At 64.4% G+C, this 21,746-nt stretch carries 19 protein-coding genes; 14 read left to right on the top strand and 5 right to left on the bottom strand.

Translation table 11 applies throughout. The features are described 5' to 3' along the window. Positions 1–70: 70 nt before the first annotated feature. Positions 71–2,167 carry a 3-hydroxyacyl-CoA dehydrogenase NAD-binding domain-containing protein gene (locus CV770_RS35335; RefSeq protein ID WP_104465642.1) on the bottom strand — a complete coding sequence of 699 codons (2,097 nt, stop codon included), beginning with the start codon at positions 2,165–2,167 and terminating at the stop codon, positions 71–73. 131 nt (positions 2,168–2,298) lie between these two features. Between CV770_RS35335 and CV770_RS35330 the strand changes: the two genes are divergently transcribed. The 9 genes from CV770_RS35330 to CV770_RS35290 all read left to right on the top strand — a co-directional run bounded on the left by CV770_RS35330 (position 2,299) and on the right by CV770_RS35290 (position 12,210). Continuing rightward, a complete protein-coding gene (locus tag CV770_RS35330; RefSeq protein WP_028142130.1) occupies positions 2,299–3,165 on the top strand; it encodes an IclR family transcriptional regulator in 867 nt (288 codons plus the stop codon). Between the two features lie 66 nt (positions 3,166–3,231). Continuing rightward, the gene (locus CV770_RS35325) at positions 3,232–4,029 is read left to right on the top strand and encodes an ABC transporter ATP-binding protein (protein ID WP_091955909.1); all 798 of its coding nucleotides are present in this window, start codon (positions 3,232–3,234) and stop codon (positions 4,027–4,029) included. After that, complete coding sequence (locus tag CV770_RS35320; RefSeq protein WP_018318824.1) at positions 4,026–4,739, top strand: ABC transporter ATP-binding protein; 714 nt, start codon at positions 4,026–4,028, stop codon at positions 4,737–4,739. The genes CV770_RS35325 and CV770_RS35320 overlap by 4 nt, the downstream gene beginning before the upstream one ends. 13 nt (positions 4,740–4,752) lie before the next feature. Then, positions 4,753–5,631: a branched-chain amino acid ABC transporter permease gene (locus CV770_RS35315; RefSeq protein ID WP_091955908.1), complete on the top strand. Its 879-nt coding sequence runs from the start codon at positions 4,753–4,755 to the stop codon at positions 5,629–5,631. Between the two features lie 2 nt (positions 5,632–5,633). Beyond that, on the top strand, positions 5,634–6,653 hold the full coding sequence (locus CV770_RS35310) for a branched-chain amino acid ABC transporter permease (RefSeq protein WP_028142133.1): 1,020 nt from the start codon (positions 5,634–5,636) through the stop codon (positions 6,651–6,653). A 30-nt stretch (positions 6,654–6,683) separates the two neighbouring features. Further along, a complete protein-coding gene (locus tag CV770_RS35305) occupies positions 6,684–7,919 on the top strand; it encodes an ABC transporter substrate-binding protein (protein ID WP_028142134.1) in 1,236 nt (411 codons plus the stop codon). A gap of 121 nt (positions 7,920–8,040) precedes the next feature. Continuing rightward, a complete protein-coding gene (locus CV770_RS35300) occupies positions 8,041–9,267 on the top strand; it encodes an ABC transporter substrate-binding protein (RefSeq protein WP_104465641.1) in 1,227 nt (408 codons plus the stop codon). A gap of 238 nt (positions 9,268–9,505) precedes the next feature. Beyond that, positions 9,506–10,735, top strand: coding sequence for an ABC transporter substrate-binding protein (locus CV770_RS35295; protein WP_104465640.1), 1,230 nt, complete (start codon positions 9,506–9,508; stop codon positions 10,733–10,735). A gap of 191 nt (positions 10,736–10,926) precedes the next feature. Continuing rightward, positions 10,927–12,210, top strand: coding sequence for a glycerate kinase type-2 family protein (locus tag CV770_RS35290; protein WP_104465639.1), 1,284 nt, complete (start codon positions 10,927–10,929; stop codon positions 12,208–12,210). Positions 12,211–12,330: 120 nt separating this feature from the next. Here CV770_RS35290 and CV770_RS35285 read toward each other — a convergent pair whose 3' ends face one another. Beyond that, on the bottom strand, positions 12,331–12,867 hold the full coding sequence (locus CV770_RS35285; protein WP_104465638.1) for a MarR family winged helix-turn-helix transcriptional regulator: 537 nt from the start codon (positions 12,865–12,867) through the stop codon (positions 12,331–12,333). A 176-nt stretch (positions 12,868–13,043) separates the two neighbouring features. Between CV770_RS35285 and CV770_RS35280 the strand changes: the two genes are divergently transcribed. Genes CV770_RS35280 through CV770_RS35270 form a run of 3 tightly spaced genes read left to right on the top strand, consistent with a single transcriptional unit; the run spans position 13,044 to position 16,589 of the window. Continuing rightward, the gene (locus CV770_RS35280) at positions 13,044–14,084 is read left to right on the top strand and encodes a branched-chain amino acid ABC transporter permease (RefSeq protein WP_018318832.1); all 1,041 of its coding nucleotides are present in this window, start codon (positions 13,044–13,046) and stop codon (positions 14,082–14,084) included. 7 nt (positions 14,085–14,091) lie between these two features. After that, a complete protein-coding gene (locus tag CV770_RS35275; protein ID WP_104465637.1) occupies positions 14,092–15,861 on the top strand; it encodes a branched-chain amino acid ABC transporter ATP-binding protein/permease in 1,770 nt (589 codons plus the stop codon). Beyond that, entirely contained in the window at positions 15,858–16,589 is a 732-nt protein-coding gene (locus CV770_RS35270) for an ABC transporter ATP-binding protein (RefSeq protein WP_104465636.1), read from the top strand. The genes CV770_RS35275 and CV770_RS35270 overlap by 4 nt, the downstream gene beginning before the upstream one ends. Positions 16,590–16,776: 187 nt before the next feature. Here CV770_RS35270 and CV770_RS35265 read toward each other — a convergent pair whose 3' ends face one another. After that, positions 16,777–17,397, bottom strand: coding sequence for a pyridoxamine 5'-phosphate oxidase family protein (locus CV770_RS35265; protein ID WP_104465635.1), 621 nt, complete (start codon positions 17,395–17,397; stop codon positions 16,777–16,779). 118 nt (positions 17,398–17,515) lie between these two features. On the opposite strand from CV770_RS35265, the gene CV770_RS35260 reads away from it, so the two are divergent. Continuing rightward, positions 17,516–18,400, top strand: coding sequence for a LysR family transcriptional regulator (locus CV770_RS35260; RefSeq protein WP_104465634.1), 885 nt, complete (start codon positions 17,516–17,518; stop codon positions 18,398–18,400). 133 nt (positions 18,401–18,533) lie between these two features. Here CV770_RS35260 and CV770_RS35255 read toward each other — a convergent pair whose 3' ends face one another. Next, complete coding sequence (locus CV770_RS35255; protein WP_104465633.1) at positions 18,534–18,953, bottom strand: PaaI family thioesterase; 420 nt, start codon at positions 18,951–18,953, stop codon at positions 18,534–18,536. 233 nt (positions 18,954–19,186) lie between these two features. Further along, positions 19,187–20,356, bottom strand: a complete 1,170-nt coding sequence (gene pobA / locus CV770_RS35250; protein WP_104465632.1) for a 4-hydroxybenzoate 3-monooxygenase — start codon at positions 20,354–20,356, stop codon at positions 19,187–19,189. Between the two features lie 263 nt (positions 20,357–20,619). On the opposite strand from pobA, the gene CV770_RS35245 reads away from it, so the two are divergent. Then, positions 20,620–21,636 (top strand): TRAP transporter substrate-binding protein, encoded by a 1,017-nt coding sequence (locus tag CV770_RS35245; protein WP_104465631.1) that lies wholly within the window; start codon positions 20,620–20,622, stop codon positions 21,634–21,636. Positions 21,637–21,746: the final 110 nt, after the last annotated feature.

Here is a 21,746-nt window from a genome sequence, read left to right as displayed (position 1 = left end):
CCCCCACAAGGGGGGAGGGAACGGAGAGAGCTTTGCCCGGAGCGCGACATTGCAGAAGCACCCAATCCGATCACGCCGCCTTCGACGCCGCCGCCAGCGAGGCGAACGTCTTGCCTTCGGCCGCGAGCTTCTTCAGCAGCGGCGCGGGCTCGAGGCTGGGGTCGTTGGTCTCCTTGGCGTAGAAGGCCAGGCGATCGGCGATGTGCTTGAGACCGACGCTGTCGGCCCAGAACATCGGGCCGCCGCGGTAGATCGGCCAGCCATAGCCATAGAGCCAGACCACGTCGATGTCGGAGGGACGCGCCGCGATGCCCTCTTCGAGGATCTTCGCGCCCTCGTTGATCATCGGATACATCATGCGCTCGAGGATCTCGTCGTCGCTGACGACGCGCTTCTTGCGGCCGAGACGTGCGAGCGTCTCGTCGATCAGCTTCTCGACTTCCGGATCGGGCAGCGCCGAGCGGCTGCCGGCTTCGTACTTGTAATAGCCCTTGCCGGTCTTCTGGCCGAAGCGGCCGGCTTCGCACAGCGCGTCCGCGATCTCCGACTTGATGCCGCGGTCTTTCCGCGAGCGCCAGCCGATGTCGAGGCCGGCGAGGTCGCCCATCGCGAACGGCCCCATCGGCATGCCGAACTTCGTCACCACGGCGTCGACCTGCTGCGGCAACGCGCCCTCGAACAGCAGCTTCTCGGACTGCTTGCCGCGCTGGGCGAGCATGCGGTTGCCCACAAAACCGTCGCAGACGCCGACCACGGCCGGCACCTTCGCGATCTTGCGCGCGATGTTCACCGCAGTGACCAGCGCATCAGGCGCGGTCTTGTCGGCGCGCACGATCTCGCACAGCTTCATGACGTTGGCCGGCGAGAAGAAGTGCATGCCGAGCACGTCCTGCGGACGCTTGGTCGACTTCGCGATCTCGTCGATGTTGAGATACGAGGTGTTGGAGGCGAGCACGGCGCCGGGCTTGACGTACTGGTCGAGCTTGCCGAACACTTCCTTCTTCACCGCCATGGTCTCGAACACGGCTTCGATGACGAGGTCGGCATCGCCGACATTCTCGATGCCGACGACGCCGTTGATCAGCGCCATGCGCTTGGCGGGCGCATCCGCCGGGATGCCGCCGCGCGCGGCGGTCGCCTCCCAGTTCTTCTGCATGATGCCCATGCCGCGCTTAAGCTGCTCCTCGCCGGTCTCGATCAGGGTGACGGGAACGCCGGCATTGGCAAAGGACATCGCGATGCCGCCGCCCATGGTGCCGGCGCCGAGAATGGCGACCCGGTTCACGGGACGCGACTTGGTGCCGTCAGGAACGCCCGCAATCTTGGCAGCCTCGCGCTCGGCGAAGAACGCATAACGCTGCGCCTTCGACTGATCGCTGGCGACGAGCTTCAGAAAACCCTCGCGCTCCTTCTTCAGGCCTTCGTCGAAAGGTAGGTCAATGGCGTAGCCCACGGCGTCGGCGGCGGCGAACGGCGCTTCCAGGCCGCGCGATTTCTTGGTCATGGCGGCGACTGCATTGGTGAAGATCGAGCGGTCGGCCTTGGCCGCCGCGATCTTGGAATCGTCGTCGCGCAGGCGCCGCAGCGGGCGCTTCTCGGCCAGCAGCTTGCGCACGAAGGCCTCGCCGCCCGATGCCGGCCCCTCGATGATTTCCTCGATCAGGCCGTTCTTGAGCGCTTCCGCAGCACCAATGGGATCACCGCCGACGATCATCTTGACTGCGAGTTCGGGACCGACCGCGCGCGGCAGGCGCTGGGTGCCGCCGGCGCCCGGCAGAAGACCGAGCTTCACCTCGGGCAGGCCGAGCCTGGCCTCTTTCACCGCGACGCGGAAATGGCAGGCGAGCGCGACCTCGAGGCCGCCGCCGAGCGCGGTGCCGTGGATCGCGGCAACCACGGGCTTGGGCGAATTCTCGATCTCGGCGAGCACGTCGTTGAGGGCGGGCGCCTTCGGCGGCTTGCCGAATTCGGTGATGTCGGCGCCGGCGATAAAGGTGCGGCCGGCACAGGTCAGCACGATGCCCTTGATGGCGGGATCGGCAATCGCGGTCTTGATGCACTCCAGGATACCACCGCGGACCGCGGCACTCAGCGCGTTGACCGGAGGGCTGTCGACGGTGACGATCCCGACTTCGTCATGACGCTCAAGCTTGACCACTTCGCTCACGGTGTTCCCTCCTTGGTGGGGATTTACTTTTGTTCGATTTCGCGGTGCGGAATTTAATTCCGCATCTTGACGGCAGGGTTATTTTGAAGCACGTGGCTTGTCAACGACTCCGCGCAAGAAGCAGATCAGGGATGAAGCGTACAGGAAAGAAGACTGCGACCGATCGGAATTTCGTCGTCGCGCTTTCCCGCGGACTGGACGTATTGCGCGCATTCCACCCCAATGACGGCCTTCTCGGCAATCAGGAGATTGCGGCTCGCACCAACCTGCCGAAGCCGACCGTGTCGCGGCTGACCTACACCTTGACCAAGCTGGGCTATCTTGCGCCGGTTCCCCGCTTCGAGAAGTACCAGCTCACACCCGCGGCGATGTCGCTCGGCTACGCCGCGCTCGCCAATCTCGGCGTTCGGCATTTGTCCGAGCCGTTCCGCGAGGACGTGATGCGCGCGACCGGCGGCGCCGTCGCCGTCGGCGGCCGCGACCGTCACAGCATGATCTATTTCGGGCAAAGCCGCGGCAGCGAGACCGTCGGGGTTCAACTTGACGTCGGCTCCCGCGTGCCGATTGCAACCAGCGCGATGGGCCGCGCCTATTTCTGGGCGCTCGACGACGCGGACCGCGCAGACCTGTCGCGCCTCTTGCGCGAACATTACGGCAGCCGCTGGCCCAAGATGCGCGACGGGCTGGAACGTTCCGGCGAAACCGTCGCGAAATACGGTTTTGCGATCTCCGTCGGCGACTGGCACGACGACATCGGCGCCGCCGGCGTCGCACTCAGGCTCAACGACGGAACCGGTCCCTACGCATTCAATTGCGGCGCGCCCGCATTCCGCTTCACGGAAGAGCGTTTGATCAACGACATTGGACCGCGTCTCTTAGCGATGGTAAGGAACATCGAAGCGGCGCTCGGGGGTCTAATGCCGCATTCCAAAAAAGACGTCAGCAAAAAGCTGAAATCAGGAGGAAAAGTTGCGCGTGTGGCCGAGGGATTCAGATAGCCTTTGTCATCATCGGGAGCGGTTCGCATCGCCCCTTCGCTCACTGAATGACGTGAGCGAGACGAGATGACGCAGGCACAGCTCGCGCAGGGGACATCGCCCCTGCTCGCGGTTCGCGACGTCAGCGTCGTGTTCGGCGGCATCATCGCGCTCAACGGCGTGTCCTTTGACATGCAAAAGGGCCAGATCCTCGGCTTGATCGGCCCCAACGGCGCCGGCAAGACCACGCTCTTCAACTGCCTGTCCCGGCTCTACCAGCCGTCATCCGGCGACATCCTGATGGAGGGCGCGAGCATCCTGACGCGGCCGCCGCACCGGATCGCCGAGATCGGCATCGGCCGCACCTTCCAGAACGTGGCACTGTTTCCGAATCTCTCGGTGATGGACAACGTCCGCGTCGGCGCGCATTCGAGGACCTCGAGCGACATCATCAGCGACTCCCTGAAGCTTGCCTGGGTTCGCCGCAGCGAAACCAGCGTCAACAAGAAGGTGCACGAGATCCTTGCCTATCTCGACCTCGAGGACGTCGCCCACACCGTGGTCTCCGGCCTGCCCTTCGGCACGCAGAAGCGCGTCGAGCTGGCGCGCGCACTGGCGGCCGATCCCAAAATCCTGCTGCTCGACGAGCCCGCCGGTGGCCTCAACCACGAAGAGGTCTACGTGCTCGGCGACCTCATTCGCCGCATTCGCGACGACCGGCACATGACCGTGCTGCTGGTCGAGCATCACATGGGCCTGGTGATGTCGATCGCCGACCATGTCGTTGCGCTGAATTTCGGCAAGAAGCTCGCGGAAGGCACGCCGGCCCAGGTGCAGGCGGACCCCGACGTCATCAAGGCCTATCTCGGGAGCAAGGACCAATGACGACATTGCTCAACGTCAAGGACCTGCGCGCCTATTACGGCCAGGTCCAGGCGCTCCATGGCCTGTCCTTCTCGCTCAACGAGGGCTCACTGGTGACGCTGCTCGGGGCCAACGGCGCCGGCAAGACCACCACGCTGCGCGCGATCTGCAACATGGTGCGCTCCACCGGCGGCATCGAGTTCGACGGCAAGCCGCTGAACAACCGCTCCACCGAGAGCATCGTGCGGTTCGGCATCGCCCATGTGCCGCAGGGCCGCGGAACCTTCACCACCATGACGGTGGAGGAGAATCTCCAGCTCGGGGCCATCACCCGCAAGGACAGCGCCGGCATCGTCTCCGACATCGAGCGCATGTACGCGCATTTCCCGGTGCTGAAGCAGCGCCACACCCAGCAGGCCGGCACGCTCTCCGGCGGCGAGCAGCAGATGCTCGCGGTCGCCCGCGCCCTGATGCTGCGGCCGCGGCTGATGCTGCTGGACGAGCCCTCCTTCGGCCTCGCGCCGCTGGTGGTGCGCGATCTGTTCGGCATCCTTGGCAAGATCAACCGCGAGGACAAGGTGTCGATCCTGGTGGTCGAGCAGAACGCCCAGCTCGCGCTGGAGCTCGCCGACCAGGCCTATGTGATCGAGACCGGTCGCATCGTGATGTCGGGCAACGCCAAGGACATCGCGAACAACGAAGAAATCCGCAAATCCTATCTGGGTTATTGAGGGAGCCGGGACAATGGAGCTGTTCACCAACCAGGTCCTGGCCGGCATTGCCACGGGCGCGATCTACGCCTGCATGGCGCTCGCCGTGGTCATGATCTACCAGGCCATCGACCATCTCAACTTCGCGCAGGGCGAGATGGCGATGTTCTCGACCTTCATCTCCTGGCAGCTGATGCAATGGGGCGTGCCCTATTGGGCCGCCTTCGTGATCACGCTGGCCTTCTCCTTCGCCGCCGGTATCGCGATCGAGCGGATTCTGTTCAAGCCGCTGACAAAGGCACCGGTGCTGACCAACGTCGCCGGGTTCATCGCGCTGTTCGCGATCATCAACTCCTCGGCGGGCCTGATCTGGGACTTCACCATCAAGCAATATCCGACCCCGTTCGGCTCCGCGCCGTTCCTCGGCAGCCAGCTGATCTCGACCCACCAGGCCGGCATGATCGGCGTCACCATACTGCTGCTGCTCGGCCTCTATTTCTTCTTCCAGTACACGCGGATCGGTCTTGCCATGCGCGCGGCCGCCTCCGTGCCTGAATCGGCCCGCCTCGTCGGCATCAACACCTCCTGGATGATCGCGCTCGGCTGGGGCATGGCGACCGCGATCGGCTCGATCGCTGGCATGCTGATCGCACCGGTCGTGTTCCTCGAGCCGAACATGATGGGCGGCGTGCTGATCTACGGCTTTGCCGCGGCCGTGCTCGGCGGACTGACCAGCCCGTTCGGCGCCGTGGTCGGCGGCTTCCTGGTCGGTGTCTTCGAGAACCTCGCCGGCACCTACATCCCCGGCGTCGGCAACGAGCTGAAACTCCCGATCGCGCTCGCGCTGATCATCTCCGTCCTGGTCGTCAAACCCGCCGGCCTGTTCGGTCGGCACATCGTCAAGCGAGTTTGATCATGAGCGCTGCAGAAGAAGTCGTTGCAGAAGGCCACCAGGCGGTCGAGGCCGTTCCCAAGCGGGCCATGACGCTGGGCACCGGCACCTCGCTGGTGGTGCTCGCGGCGCTTTTGATCGTGCCGATGTTCGTCAAGAACTTCGTCATCTTCCAGATGACGATGCTCCTGATCTACGGGCTCGCCGTGCTGGCGCTGAACATCCTGACCGGCGGCTCCGGCCAGTTCTCACTCGGCCAGAGCGCGTTCTACGCCGTCGGCGCCTATACGTCGGCGGTGCTGATGGAGCACGCCAACATCAACTACGCGCTGACCATTCCGATCTCCGCCGTGGTCTGCTTCGGCTTCGGGTACCTGTTCGGCAAACCGGCGCTACGACTGTCGGGCGTCTATCTCGCGCTCGCGACCTTCGCACTCGCGACCGCGATGCCACAGCTGCTGAAGCTGAACTTCCTGGAACACTGGACCGGCGGCGTGCAGGGCCTCGTCGTCACCAAGCCGGACGCGCCGTTCGGCCTGCCGATGTCGCAGGACACGTGGCTGTACTACTTCACGCTCATCGTCACGATCGCGATCTACATGCTCTCGGTGAACCTGTTGCGCTCGAGGTCGGGCCGCGCCTTCATGGCGATCCGCGACAACGAGATCGCGGCGTCCTCGATGGGTGTCAACGTCGCACTCTACAAGACGCTGGCTTTCGGCGTGTCGGCGGCGATCACGGGCATTGCCGGCTCGCTCGGCGCCATCGCGGTGCAGTTCGTGGCCCCCGACAGTTACACCATCACGCTCGCGATCTCGCTGTTCCTCGGCATGGTGGTCGGCGGCGTCGGCTGGCTGCCCGGCTCGTTCGTCGGTGCGGCCTTCATCATCTTCGTGCCGAACATGGCGGAGAGCATCTCCAAGGGCCTCTCCGGCGCGGTGTTCGGTGTGCTGCTGTTCCTCGTCATCTACCTCGTGCCGCACGGCGCAAGGCAGATCGCGATCATTGGCCAGCAACTCGTCGGCAAGCTCAAAAAGAACTGAAGTCCCGTTAAATTAAGCAAGGAGACCGAATTGCATTTTGGAAGAACACTGCGAGCCGCCGCGCTGGTCACGGCAACGGCGGCCATCACTCTCACCTCCGGCGCCGCACTCGCCCAAAAGAAATACGACACCGGCGCAAGTGACACCGAGATCAAGGTCGGCAACATCATGCCGTACAGCGGTCCGGCGTCGGCCTATGGCATCATCGGCAAGACCGAAGAAGCCTATTTCAAGATGATCAACGACAAGGGCGGCATCAACGGCCGCAAGATCAACTTCGTCACCTATGACGACGGCTATTCGCCGCCGAAGGCAGTCGAGCAGGTCCGCAAGCTGGTCGAGAGCGACGAGGTGCTGGCCGTGTTCAATCCGCTCGGCACGCCCTCGAACAGCGCGATCCAGAAGTACCTCAACGCCAAGAAAATCCCGCAGCTGTTCGTCGCCACCGGCGCCACCAAGTGGAACGATCCGAAGAACTTCCCCTGGACCATCGGCTGGCAGCCCTCCTACCAGAGCGAAGCCCAGATCTACGCGAAATGGCTGATGAAGGAGAAGCCCGACGCCAAGGTCGCGATCCTCTATCAGAACGACGATTTCGGCAAAGACTACCTCAAGGGCACCAAGGACGGTCTCGGCGCCAAGGGCGCGTCCATGATCATCATGGAAGAGAGCTATGAGGTGTCCGAGCCGTCGATCGACGGCCATATCGTCAAGATCAAGGCCGCCAATCCCGACGTGCTGCTGATCTATGCGACGCCCAAATTTGCGGCGCAGACCATCAAGAAGACGGCCGAGCTCAGCTGGAAGCCGCTCCAGATCCTCACCAACGTCTCGATCTCGGTCGGTAGCGTGATGAAGCCCGCCGGCTTCGAGAATGCACAGGGCGTGCTGTCGGCGGCTTATGCCAAGGACTCCACCGATCCGCAGTGGGCCAACGACCCCGGCATGAAGAAGTGGAACGAGTTCGTCGACAAGTACATGCCGGGTGCCGACAAGTCCGACACCAGCATGGTCTATGGCTACGGCGCGGCCTCGACCCTGGCCAAGGTCCTGGAGATGTGCGGTGACGATCTCACCCGCGCCAATCTCATGAAGCAGGCGGCTTCGCTGAAGGATTTTGCGCCGGATACGCTCCTGCCCGGCGTCAAGATCAATACTAGCGCTACTGACTTCGCCCCGATTGCGCAGCTGCAGATGCAGCGCTTCAAGGGTGAGAAGTGGGAACTGTTCGGCGAGATCATCAGCGGCGACGTCGCCTCCGAGTGACACGCTGACGCAATAGTCCGACCCTCGAGAAGCCCCCGCGAGCGATCGCGGGGGCTTTTTGTTGACGGCAGGCGCTAATCTTGTTCAATGCGGCGCCGATCCAACTCGGGGCAGGAGAACAATGTCCGCCGTTCGTTTTCAGGTTGCGGCCCTCTGGACCGCGCTCGCTTTGTGCACTGCGATGAGCAGCCCGGCACTGGCGCAGAAGAAGTACGACAGCGGCGCATCCGATACCGAGATCAGAATAGGCAACATCATGCCCTATAGCGGCCCGGCCTCGGCCTATGCCGCGATCGGCAAGGCCGAGGAAGCTTATTTCCGCAAGGTCAATGCCGAGGGCGGCATCAACGGGCGCAAGATCAAGTTCATCTCCTATGACGACGCCTATTCGCCGCCGAAGACGGTGGAGCAGGCGCGCAAGCTGGTCGAGAGCGATGGGGTGCTGCTGATCTTCGGCTCGCTCGGCACGTCCACCAACGGCGCCATTCGCAAATACATGAACGAGAAGAAGGTGCCGCAATTGTTCGTGGCGAGCGGCGCCTCGAAGTGGAACGATCCCAAGCAGTACCCCTGGACCATGGGCTGGCAGCCCAGCTACGCGAGCGAGGCGCGGATCTACGCCAAGTACATCATGAAGGAGAAGCCGGACGGAAAGATCGGCGTGCTCTACCAGAACGACGATTTCGGCAAGGACTACCTGAAAGGGCTGAAGGATGGCCTCGGGCCCAAGGCCTCGATGATCGTGCTGGAAGACAGCTACGACACGTCGGAGCCCGCCATCGACGAGCACGTCGTGAAGCTGAAGGCCTCGGGCGCCGACGTGTTCATCAGCATCACCACGCCGAAATTCGCCGCGCAGGCGATCAAGAAGGCGGCGGAGATCAACTGGCGTCCGGTCCACATCGTCTCCAACGTATCGGCCTCCGTCGGCGGCGTGATCGAGCCGGCGGGCCTGGAGGTCTCGCAAGGCCTGCTGTCGGCGAGCTACACCAAGGACGGCTCCGATCCGCAGTGGAATGCCGACGACGGCATGAAGAAATTCTATGACTTCCTCGCGCAGTATGATCCCAAGGCCAACAAGCTCGATGCCGGCGTCGTGTTCGGCTATGCCGCCGCGCAGACCATGGTCAAAGTGCTGCAGATGTGCGGCGACGACCTCACCCGCGAGAACGTCATGAGGCAGGCAGCCTCCTTGAAGGATTTCGAGCCCGACACGCTGCTGCCCGGCATCAGGATCAACACCGCGCCGGACAATTTCGCCCCGATCGAGCAGTTGCAGATGATGCGTTTCAAGGGCCGGAAATGGCAGCTGTTCGGCGAGATCATCTCCAGCGAGATGGGCCACTGAAGCGGCGCAACCCAAAATCGCTCCTTTTTGGTTAAACAACTCAAGACAGCCGGACCTTCTCGCAGTCGCACACGAGAGCCGGCCGTCCCTGACTACTAAAGACGCACCCCCCGTGACGCCGTCCCGGGGGCTTTCTGTTGAAGGCATCAGCCAAATCGTATTGAATTGCGGCAGCGTCGCCAAAAAAACCGAGACAAGAAAAGGGGCGCACACACACCAAGAAAATAGGGAGATAGGAATGCCCGCTGTCACCGGCAAACTTGCGGCCGCGTCACTGGCGCTTGCGCTCGTTGCGGCCTCGGCCTCCACTGCGTCGGCCCAGAAGAAATACGATACCGGCGCGACCGATACCGAGATCAAGATCGGCAACATCATGCCCTACAGCGGACCGGCCTCCGCCTACGGCATCATCGGGCGGACCGAAGCCGCCTATTTCAAGAAGATCAACGAAGAGGGCGGCATCAACGGCCGCAAGATCAACTACATCAGCTACGACGACGCCTATTCGCCGCCGAAGACGGTGGAGCAGGCGCGCAAGCTGGTCGAAAGCGACGAGGTGCTGTTCATCTTCAATTCGCTCGGCACGCCGCCGAACTCGGCGATCCAGAAATACATGAACTCGAAGAAGGTGCCGCAGCTGTTCGTCGCCACCGGCGCCACCAAGTGGAACGACCCGCAGAACTTCCCGTGGACGATGGGCTGGCAGCCCAACTACCAGAGCGAGACGCAGATCTACGCGAAGTGGCTCTTGAAGAACAAGCCGGACGCCAAGATCGCCGTGCTCTACCAGAACGACGATTACGGCAAGGACTATCTGAAGGGCCTCAAGGACGGCCTGGGCGCGAAAGCCGCCTCGATGATCGTCATCGAGGAGAGCTATGAGACCTCCGAGCCCACCATCGACAACCATATCGTCAAGCTCAAGTCGACCGGCGCCGACGTCTTCATGAACATCACCACGCCGAAGTTCGCGGCGCAGGCGATCAAGAAGAATGCCGAGATCGGCTGGAAGCCACTGCACTTCCTCAACAACGTCTCGGCCTCCGTCGGCAGCGTGATGAAGCCGGCCGGTTTCGAGAACGGCCAGGACATCATCTCCGCCGACTATCTCAAGGACGTGTCGGATCCGGAATGGAACAATGACGCCGGCATGAAGGAGTTTCTCGCCTTCATGACCAAATACTTCCCGGAAGGAGACAAGCTCGACAAGGGCACCATCGTCGGCTTTGCCGTGGCGCAGACGCTGGTTCAGGTGCTGAAGCAATGCGGTGATGATCTCACGCGCGCCAACGTCATGAAGCAGGCCGCCAGCCTGAAGGACTTCCGCACCGAGGCGCTGCTGCCGGGAATCCAGATCAACACCTCCGCGACCGACTTTGCACCCATCAGCCAGCTCCGGCTCGAGAAGTTCAAGGGCGAACGCTGGGAACTGTTCGGCGACGTGATCAGCGCCGACGTCGGCGGCTAGCCGAAGGACACGACGATGAAAGCCCCCTGCGAGACCATCGCAGGGGGCTTTTGCTTGCCCGCCGATTCTGATCACGCGATTGCACAATCGAATGATGGTAAAGCGTGCTTACGCTTTGGCGTCCGATGCGGTAGGCAGGAGGAACGGCGGCGTATGCCGCCAGTCTCTTCCGTCTGCCGAAGGCCATCGTCATGACCGACCGACGTCCCCTGCTCCGCGCGCTCTACGACGCCGCCGTCGCCGCCGCCCATCCCAATGTGGTGCTGGCGCCGCATTTGGGGCCCGCGCCGAAAGGACGCGTGATCTGCCTCGCTGCCGGCAAGGGCGCGGGCGCCATGGCCGCGGCGGCCGAGCGGCATTATCTCGACACGCTCAAGCTGGCGCCGGAACGGCTCGTCGGCATCGCCACCACGCGTCACGGCTACGGCGTGCCGACGCGCCGCATCCGCGTGGTCGAGGCCGGGCATCCCGTGCCGGATGAGGCTGGCCTCAAGGGCGCTGCCGACACGCTCGCGCTCGCAGGCGAGGCCGGGCCGGACGACATGCTCCTGGTGCTGCTCACCGGCGGCGGCTCGGCGAACTGGATCGCGCCCAGCGACGGTATCAGCTTCGCGCAGAAACAGGCGGTCAACAAGGCGCTGCTGCGCTCGGGCGCGCCGATCGGCGAGATGAACGTCGTGCGCAAGCACCTGTCGCGGATCAAGGGCGGCCGTCTCGCACGCGCCGGCAAGAATGCCGCCGAGATCGTGACGCTCGCGATCTCCGACGTGCCGCATGACGATCCTTCCGCGATCGCCTCCGGTCCGACCGTGCCTGATCCGACCACGCTGGCCGATGCGCGCGCCATCGTCGCGAAATACAAGCTCGACATCGACGATGCCGTCCGCCGCGCGCTCGACGATCCGGGCAACGAAAGCTGCAAGCCCGGCGATGCCGCCTTCGCGCGCGCGCATTTCGAATTGATCGCGCGGCCCAAGCAGTCGCTCGACGCCGCGGTGAAGCTCGCGCGCGAATCCGGTTACGAGACCATCGACCTCGGCGCCGATCTCGAAGGCGAGGCGCGCGAGGTCGCCGCCGCTCACGCCAGTCTGGCGCTGCAAGCGCGCGCGCAAGGCAAGCGCCTCGCGATCCTCTCCGGCGGCGAGCTCACCGTCACGGTGCGCGGCAATGGACGTGGCGGGCCGAACCAGGAATACGCGTTGGCGCTCGCCGCTCTGCTCAAGGACACGCCTGACATCTCGGCGCTGGCCGGTGACACCGACGGCGCCGACGGCGGCGCCGGCAACCCCACCGACCCCGCCGGCGCGCTGATCGACGCGACGACATTCGCAAAGATGAAGGCGCAGGGGCTTCAGCCGCAAGCGTACCTGGACAACAACGACGCCACGACGTTCTTCGAGGCGACCGGCGACCTGCTGCTGCCGGGCCCGACGCTGACCAACGTGAACGACATCAGGGTGATTTTGGTGGATTGAGGCTGAGATTTCTCCCCCGTCATGGCCGGGCTTGACCCGACCATCCACGCCTTCCCTCGCTGCCCAAAAACGTGGACACCCGGGCCAAGCCTGGCCATGACGCGGACGTGGAGCGCCGCCTCAGAACTCGCTCGCGACCTTCGCGAGCATCGCGATCAGGGCTTCGCGGTTGGCCTGCCCGAGCAGCTCGTTGAGCCGGGCCTCGTGCTTGGTGGCGACCAGCTTCTTGGCGCGGGCCAGCACCGCCTTGCCCTTGTCGGTCAGCACCAGGATGTGCGAGCGGCGGTCGTTGGTGGAGCGGATCCGCGCGCAAAGGTCGCGGCTCTCGAGATTGTCGAGCATGGCCACGAAGTTCGGCCTGAGGATGCCGAGGGTGGAGGCGATCTCGGTCTGGTTACGGCCGGGATTCTTCTCGACCAGCAGCAGCACGGAGAACTGCGCCGGCGTGAGCTGGAGCGAGGCCATGCAGCGCAGGAAGTTCTCGAACACCTTGAGCTGTGCCCGCTTCAGCACATAGCCGAGCTGTTCCGAGAGTTCGCCGAGCTGGAGCGCTTCGCCAGCAGCCCCCTGGCCTTGCACCTCGGCCGCGTCCTTGCGGCCCTTGGCCGTATCGGCAGGCTTTTCGGAGGACTTTTCAGCGGCTTTGGAAACGGTCATCGCCTCGTGCTCGTAATCCCGCTAAATTCGGGAGGGATCGTTCCCGCCCTTGATGTTATATTTGATAATTGTTATGGACCATATCAAATATCGCATGCGTTTTTCAATGGCTGTGAGCGGACCGTCCACCGCGATCGAGGGGACCGGTCCGTTATCTTAAGGGGGAGCGTCCGGTCTTGAATACCACCATCATGCTGTTCCTGGTGCAGGACGGCATCACCAATGGCGCGATCTATGCGCTGCTCGGCCTCGCGCTGGTGCTGGTGTTCGCCGTCACCCGCGTCATCCTCATTCCCCAGGGCGAATTCGTCACCTACGGCGCACTGACCTATGCCTCGCTGGCCGCAGGCCAGATGCCGGGCACGGCCAAGCTCGCGCTGGCCCTCGGCATCGGAGCCTTTGCCTTCGACCTGTTCGTCGCGCGCAAGGCGCTGCACGGCCGCCTGATCGTGCGCAGCGCCCTCACCAATATCGTGCTGCCGGCCATCGTGCTGGCGCTGACGGTTTACTTCGCCGCGCAGAAGCCGCCGGTCGCGGTCTCGATCGCGCTGTCGCTGGTGATCGTGGCGATGATCGGCCTCTATCTCTACCGCGTCGCATTCCAGCCGCTGGCGCACACCTCCGTGCTGGTGCTGCTGATCGCATCCGTGGGCGTCCATCTGGCACTGCAGGGCCTCGGCCTGCTGTTCTTCGGCGCCGAAGGCCAGCGCGGACCCGCCGTGCTGTCCGGCGCGTTCACCGCGGGCTCGCTGCGCTTCACCGGCCAGAGCCTTACCGTCTACGGCATCACCATCGCCTTCATTGTCGCCCTCTGGCTGTTCTTCGGCCTGACCCTCTACGGCAAGGCGCTGCGCGCGACCGCCGTGAACCGGCTAGGGGCGCGGCTCGTCGGCATCCGCACCACGCTGTCGGGGCAGATCGCCTTTCTGCTGGCATCCGTCATCGGCGCGCTGTCGGGCATCATGATCGTGCCGATCACGACGCTCTACTATGACAGCGGCTTCCTGATCGGCCTGAAGGGCTTCGTCGCCGCGATCATCGGCGGCCTCGTCAGCTATCCCCTCACCGCCGCCGCGGCGCTGGTCGTCGGCCTCGTCGAGGCGTTCTCGTCCTTCTATGCCTCCAACTACAAGGAGGTGATCGTTTTCATGCTGCTGATCCCCGTGTTGCTGCTGCGCTCGCTCGCCGCGCCCGCCGTCGAAGAAGAGAAGGACTGAGGCTGAAATGCAGAGCCGCCTTCCCATCATCGTCTTCGCAGCCGTCATGGCCGTGATCCCGTTCGTCCCCGGGATGCCTCCATTCTGGATCGTGCTGCTCGACAATATCGGCCTCGCGGCCCTCGTCGCGATGGGCCTCGTGCTGCTGACCGGCGTCGGCGGCCTGACCTCGTTCGGACAGGCAGCCTTCGTCGGCTTCGGCGCCTACACCACCGCGGTGCTGTCGACGGCCTACGGCCTGTCGCCCTGGCTGACGCTGCCGCTGTCGCTATTGGTCAGCGGATCACTGGCGGTGCTGCTCGGGCTGATCACCGTCCGCCTCTCCGGCCATTATCTGCCGCTCGGCACGCTCGCCTGGGGGCTCGGGCTGTTCTATCTCTTCAGCAAGCTGGAGTTTCTCGGCCGTAATGACGGCATCTCGGCGATCCCGCCGCTGTCGATCGGGACGTTCAAGATGCTCTCGCCCGGCTCGATCTACTACGCGATCTGGGTCGCCGTGATCCTCTCGGCGCTGCTGACGATGAACCTCTTGGATTCCCGCACCGGCCGCGCCATCCGCGCGCTCCGGCGCGGCCATGTCGCCGCCGAGGCGTTCGGCGTGCACACCCCGCGCGCCAAATTGCTGGTGTTCATCCATGCCGCCGTGCTCGCCGGCCTGTCAGGCTGGCTCTACGCCCATCTCCAGCGCGCGGTGAACCCGACGCCGTTCGGCGCGCAGGCCGGCATCGAATATCTCTTCATCGCGGTGGTCGGCGGCGCCGGCTATGTCTGGGGCGGCGTTTTGGGCGCGGCGATCGTCGTAGTGCTGAAGGAGGTGCTGCAGAGCTATCTGCCGCTGATCCTGCCCGGCTCTGGGCAGGTCGAGACCATCGTGTTCGGCATCATGCTGGTGGCGCTGTTGCAGCTCGCGCCCGGCGGCCTCTGGCCGTGGTTGATGTCGTTCCTGCCGGAGCGGACCGGTGGCAAGAAGCCGGACACCTCACTCAAGCTGGAGCAGCGTCCCCGCACGCTTAGCCAGTCCAGCATCCTGCTCCAGGTCGACAAGGCGCGAAAACAGTTCGGCGGCGTGGTCGCGGTCAACAACGTCTCCTTCGACGTCCAGGCCCGCGAGATGGTCGCGCTGATCGGCCCGAACGGCGCCGGCAAGAGCACGACCTTCAACCTGATCACCGGCGTGCTGTCGGCCACGTCAGGCTCGGTCTCGGTGCTCGGCAAGAAGGTCGACAAGGCGCCGCCGCAGGAGATCGTCAAGCTCGGCATCAGCAGGACCTTCCAGCATGTGAAGCTGGTCCCTGACATGACCGTGCTGGAGAACGTCGCGATCGGCGCGCATCTGCGCGGCCATTCCGGCCCGATCTCCTCGATGCTGCGGCTCGACCGCGCCGACGAAGCCAGACTGCTGGCGGAGGCCGCCCGCCAGATCGAGCGAGTCGGCCTTGCCGACCAGATGCACCAGCTCGCAGGCAGCCTCTCGCTTGGCCAGCAGCGCATCGTCGAGATCGCCCGCGCGCTCTGCGTCGATCCGATGCTGCTGCTGCTCGACGAACCGGCCGCCGGCCTGCGCCACATGGAGAAGCAGCAGCTCGCCAAGCTGCTGCGTGACTTGCGCGATGGCGGCATGAGCGTCCTCCTGGTCGAGCACGACATGGGCTTCGTCATGAACCTCGCCGATCGCATCGTGGTGCTCGATTTCGGCACCAAGATCGCCGAAGGCACCCCCGCCACGATCAAGACCAATCCCGAAGTGATCAAGGCCTATCTCGGAGTGGCGGCATGAGCGCGCTGTTGTCCGTCACCGACGCCCATGTCGCCTACGGCAAGGTCGAGGCGGTGCGCTCGGTCTCGCTCGAGGTCGGCGCAAACCAGATCGTCACCATCGTCGGCGCCAACGGCGCCGGCAAGACCACGCTGCTCTCCGCCATCATGGGCATCCTGCCGCTGAAAGGCCGTGTCACCTTCGCCGGCCAGGATCTCGCCCGGCTCGACATCGAGGACCGCGTCGCGATGGGGCTTGGCCTCGTCCCGGAGCACCGCGAATTGTTCGTCACCATGAATGTCGAGGACAATCTCGAGCTGGGCGCCTTCCGCATCGAGCGAAGCAAGGCAAAAGCCTCGATGGAGCGCGTCTACACGCTGTTTCCGCGACTGAAGGAGCGGCGCAAGCAGTTCGCCGGCACGCTCTCCGGCGGCGAGCAGCAGATGCTCGCGATGGGCCGCGCGTTGATGGGCGAGCCGAAACTGCTGATGCTGGACGAGCCGAGCCTCGGCCTCGCCCCGATCATCGTCGCCGACATCTTCCGCATCGTCACCGAGCTCCGCGCCAGCGGCGTCTCGGTGCTGCTGGTCGAGCAGAACGCCCAGGCCGCGCTGAAGATCGCGGACCAGGCCTATGTGATGGAGCTCGGCGAATTCGTGCTCAGCGGCAAGGCCAGCGACATCGCGGCGAATGAACGGGTTGCGGCGAGCTATCTCGGCTTCCAGCACGAAGGCGAGAGCGTGATCTGATTTCTCTTACCCTCCCCTGGAGGGGGGAGGGTCGCTTCGCAACGAGCCTAGCGATGTGCGAAGCGGGGGTGGGGTGACGGTCCCTCCGCGTAGAACACTGCCCGTGTTGAGAGATCACCCCACCCCGCTCGCGCTCCGCGCGATCGCCCCCCTCCAGGGGAGGGTAAGCAAGCGGCGCGTTACGAAGCTACCCCGCCTTCTCCTTCAGCGTCGCGACCTCCGCCTCCAGTTCCGCAATCCTCGCATCTCTCGCCGCCAGCGCCGCCGCCACATCGCCTGCATCGAACTTCTGCGGAATGTGCTGTGGGCAGTTGGTGTCCCAGGCTGCGATCTTGAACAGGATCACCTGCTCCGGCCGCGCGCGGTAACCCTTGGGCATCAGCGACGTCGTCAGCGCTTCGTCGTCCTCGACCACGCGCGCCTCGCCCCAGATCTTCACGCGGCGGCGATGGGCGTAGTCCATCACGAAGATGTAGGCCTTGGGATTCTCCGACAGGTTGCCCTGCGTCAGATATTGCTGGTTGCCGGCATAGTCGGTGAAGGCCAGTGTTTGCTTGTCCAGGACCTTGAGGAAGCCCTTCGGGCCGCCGCGATGCTGGATATAAGGCTGGCCGTCCGCCGAAGCGGTGGCGAAGTAAAAGCTGTTGGCCTCAGTGAGGAAGGCCTCGAGGTTTTCATCGACCTCAGTGCGCCAGCCGCGCTGCTCGACGCGGCCATAGGCCTCGCGCGACCCCTTGCGCGCCTGGATCGCCTTCACCGCGGGGGTGAAGGCCACGTCGCTGGCATAGGTGTGGGCTGCTGTCGCCATCGGAACATCTCCTAATTCCGGCGCATCGCTGCGTCTTCATCAGCCAAAATGGACCTTTCGCCGACTAAAACAATCTACCCGCTTGACACTTCATCGTTGCAATATATGCAATAATGAGATGGACCGCCTTGAAGCCATGCACGCCTTCGTCACCGTCGCCGATCTCAGCGGCTTTGCGCCGGCGGCGCGCAAGCTAAACCTGTCGCCCTCGGCGGTAACGCGGCTGATCGCGGCGCTGGAGGAGCACCTCGGCGCCCGGCTGCTGCAGCGGACCACACGGCAAGTGAGATTGACCGACGTCGGCGCGCGCTATCTGGAGCGCGCGCGGCGCATCCTCGCCGATGTCGAGGAGGCCGACGGCTCCGCGCGGGAGGAGCGCAACCGGCCGAGCGGACGGTTGGTGGTCTCGGCGCCGGTCGGCTTCGGCCGGCTGCATGTCGGGCCGGTCATGACCGACTATCTCAAGCGCTATCCCGGGGTGGGCGGGGAATTGCGCTTGTCCGACCATCTCGTCAATCTCGTGGAGGACGCCGTCGATGTCGCGGTGCGGATCGGTCATCTCGCTGACTCCTCGCTGGTGGCGCGCCAGGTCGGCGAGATGCGGCGGATCGTGGTGGCGACGCCGGGCTATCTCAAGCGCCACGGCGAGCCGAAGACGCCGGACGCGTTGCTTGAACACCAGACCATTCAGTTCGGCCCGTCCGCCAGCTGGCACTTCGTGCACGACGGCCGCGACATCGAGGTCACGCCATCGCCCCGCTTCATCAGCAACAGCGCCGACGCCGCCCTGCAATACGCCGAAGCTGGCGGCGGGGTGACGCGCGTGCTGGCCTATCAGGCCGCCGAGGGGCTGAAGCGCGGACGGCTGAAAATCGTGCTGGCGAAGTACGAGCAGCCGGCGCTGCCGATCCACATCATCTACCCGACCTCGCGCCTGCTCTCAGCCAAGGTGCGCGCGTTCGTCGATCTCGTGGTGGAGACGGCGGAGTGGAGGTTTGGGTAGGTACGTGTCCCGGACGCGCCGCGGAGCGGCGCAGAGCCGGGGCCCAGAAGGCGGCAGGGTGCCATGTCGAGACATGGGTCCCGGCTCTGCGCAGCAGCGTTGCACGCTGCAGCGCGTCCGGGACACGGAGAGATCACCCCTTCTTCGGCACCACCCGAAACGTGCCGCTGGCGCGCGCGATCACGGCATCGTCGGCCTTCACAAGGCACTGCGCAAAGCAGATCGTCTTGCCGGTCTTGATCACGTCGCTCTCGATCGAGCACCACTGGCCGATCTCGGCGGCGCCGGCAAAATCGACCGAAAGCGAGACCGTCACGAACGACGTGGTCCAGTTGGTCACCAGCGCACAACTATAGCCCATGGCATTGTCGGCGAGCGCCGCGATGAGGCCGCCATGGATCAGCCCGCGGCCGTTGGTGTGGGGCCTGGCCAGCCGGAGGCCGATGATGACGGCCTTGTCGGTGTTCTTGGAGTAAAGCGGCTCCCAGGGTTCGGTGAGAGGGCTCTTGCGAAAGAGCGGCTCGAAGCCGGCGGGAATGTCGGTGGCGGTCATGGTTGTCTCGCGTTGACGTGTCGTCAGGATTGAACGCGATGGCGATGACGGTTGCATCAATTACAAAGTTTTAAACGGGATTTGCTCGCGTGTTTGAAACACGGGTGGCGCCACAATGACCGAGCCGTAGGGTGGGCAAAGCGAAGCGTGCCCACGCGCTTTCGCAATTATGGGAAGTGGTGGGCACGGCGCAAGGGCGCCTTTGCCCACCCTACGGCACCGTCGGCCCCGTCCTAAAACGGCAACCCGACATAATTCTCCGACAGCGACGTCATCGCGGCCTGCGACTGCGTGACGTAGTCGAGCTCGGCGAGCTGAATGCGCGCGCCGATGGTGCCGGTGTCGGGGAATTTGTGCAGCATCGAGGTCATCCACCAGGAGAAGCGCACCGCCTTCCAGACCCGCGCCAGCGCCGTGGTGGAATAGGCGTCGATGCCGGCGCTGGATTTCTCGTCGTAGAATTCGCGCAGCGCGCCCGACAGATAATGTGCGTCGCTGGCAGCGAGATTCAGTCCCTTGGCGCCGGTCGGCGGCACGATGTGGGCGGCGTCACCGCACAGGAACAGCTTGCCGAAGCGCATCGGCTCGGCGACGAAGCTGCGCAGGGGCGCAATGCTCTTCTCGATCGAGGGGCCGGTGACGAGGCTATCGGCCGCCTCCTGGTCGAGCCGGCGCTTCAATTCGTCCCAGAAGCGGTCGTCCGGCCATTGGTCGACATGGTCGTCGAGCGAACACTGCACATAGTAGCGGCTGCGTCTGGTCGAGCGCATGGTGCAAAGCGCAAAGCCGCGGGCGTGGTTGGAGTAGATCAGCTCATCGCTGACCGGCGGCGTCTCCGAGAGGATGCCGAGCCAGCCGAACGGATAGACCCGTTCGAACTCCTCGATCGCCCCGGCCGGGACGCTGGCGCGGCTGACGCCGTGAAAGCCGTCGCAGCCGGCGATGAAATCGCAATCGATCGCGTGGGTGACGCCGTCCTTGACCCAGGTTACGCGCGGGTGACTGCCGTCGAAATCATGCGGCTGCACGTCCCTGGCCTCGTAGACCGAGATGAGACCGGCAGCTTTGCGCGCGTTCATCAGGTCGAGCGTGACCTCGGTCTGGCCGTAGATCATGACCGTCTTGCCGGTCGCCGCCTTCATGTCGATGCGGTGACGGCGGCCGGAAAAGGCGAGCTCGATGCCTTCATGCACCAGGCCTTCGGCATGCGCCCGCGCACCGGCGCCGATCTCGTCGAGCAGCGCGACGGTTCCCTCCTCCAGCAAACCGGCGCGGATGCGACCGAGCACGTAATCCGGGCTCTGCCGCTCCAGAATGACATTGTCGATGCCGTATGCGTGCAGCAGTTGCCCAAGCAACAATCCGGCCGGCCCGGCCCCGATGATTGCGACTTTTGTCCGCAATACTTGCTCCTTCCGATCCTGTAGGCTTTGCTCGTGGCTCGCTTGTCGCGTTGCTCCGCGCACGATAATTATATCATATAACGGTTGGGCAAAAGGGGAGGGCCGTCGCCGGGCAGCGACAAATCCATGCAGCATGGCTGACGCGGACGGCGCGGCGAAGTGCGCGCCAGTTCCGGCTTGAACGCGCCGGCCGATTAGATAACATGTTAATTAACGAGACCGGGCCATCGAAGCCCGCCGTCGAAAACAGGGAGAGACGTGTGATGAGGAAAGCCTGTCTGGCGTTGCTGCTGGCCGCAAGCGTGACGCCTGCCTTCGCGCAGGACAAGACCTTCGATTTGAAGATCTCGCACTGGGTGCCGGCTTCGCATCCGCTGCAGAAGTCGCTGGAAGACTGGGCTGCCGCGGTCGAGAAAGATTCCGGCGGCACCATCAAGGGCAAGGTGTTTCCGGCCCAGCAGCTCGGCAAGGCGTTCGACCATTACGACATGGCGCGCGACGGCATCGCCGACGTCACCTATGTCAATCCCGGCTACCAGCCCGGCCGCTTCCCGATCGTCGGCGCCGGCGAACTGCCGTTCCTGATCTCGGACGCCAAGGGCGGCTCGATGGGGCTGGACGCCTGGTATCGCAAATATGCCGAGAAGGAGATGAAGGACGTCAAATACTGCCTCGCCTTCGTCCACTCGCCCTCCTCGTTCCATTCCAAGACCAAGAAGATCGTGCTGCCCGAAGACGTGAAGGGCATGAAGATCCGCCCGGCGCACGCCACCATGGCGAACTTCGTGACGTCGCTCGGCGGCACCAATGTGCAGTCCTCGGCGCCTGAGGTCCGCGACATCATCGAGCGCGGCGTCGCCGACGGCGTCACCTTCCCCTGGGGTTCCCTGGTGCTGTTCGGCATCGACAAGGTGACCAAATACGACATGGAGGCGCCGCTCTACACCACGACCTTCGTGTTCGTGATCAACAAGGACAAGTACAACGCGATGTCCGACAAGCAGAAGGCCGCGATCGACAAGAACTGCTCGGTCGAAATGGCGGGCGTGGTCGGCGAGCACTGGGGTAAGTTCGAGGATGCCGGCATCGACAAGGTGAAGGCGGAATCCGGCCACGAGGTCTACAAGCTGGCACCCGAGCAGACCGCCGCCTGGAAGAAGGCTGCCGAGCCGCTGGTGAAGACCTGGTCCGAGGGCGCCAAGAAGGCCGGAGCCGATCCGGACGCCGCGCTCGCGGACCTCAAGGCCTCGCTGAAGAAATACAACGCGCTGGCGGAGTGACTTCCAACAGCGGCCGCACACTCGCTCGACCTCTCCCGCTTGCGGGAGAGGTCGGCGCGGAGCGCCGGGTGAGGGCTCTCTCCCCTTGGGGAGTCTCTCTGTGGAGGCAC

This window comes from Bradyrhizobium sp. AC87j1 (assembly GCF_002936975.1).
Taxonomy (GTDB): Bacteria; Pseudomonadota; Alphaproteobacteria; order Rhizobiales; family Xanthobacteraceae; genus Bradyrhizobium; species Bradyrhizobium shewense.
This window is presented reverse-complemented; position numbering and strand designations above follow the sequence as displayed.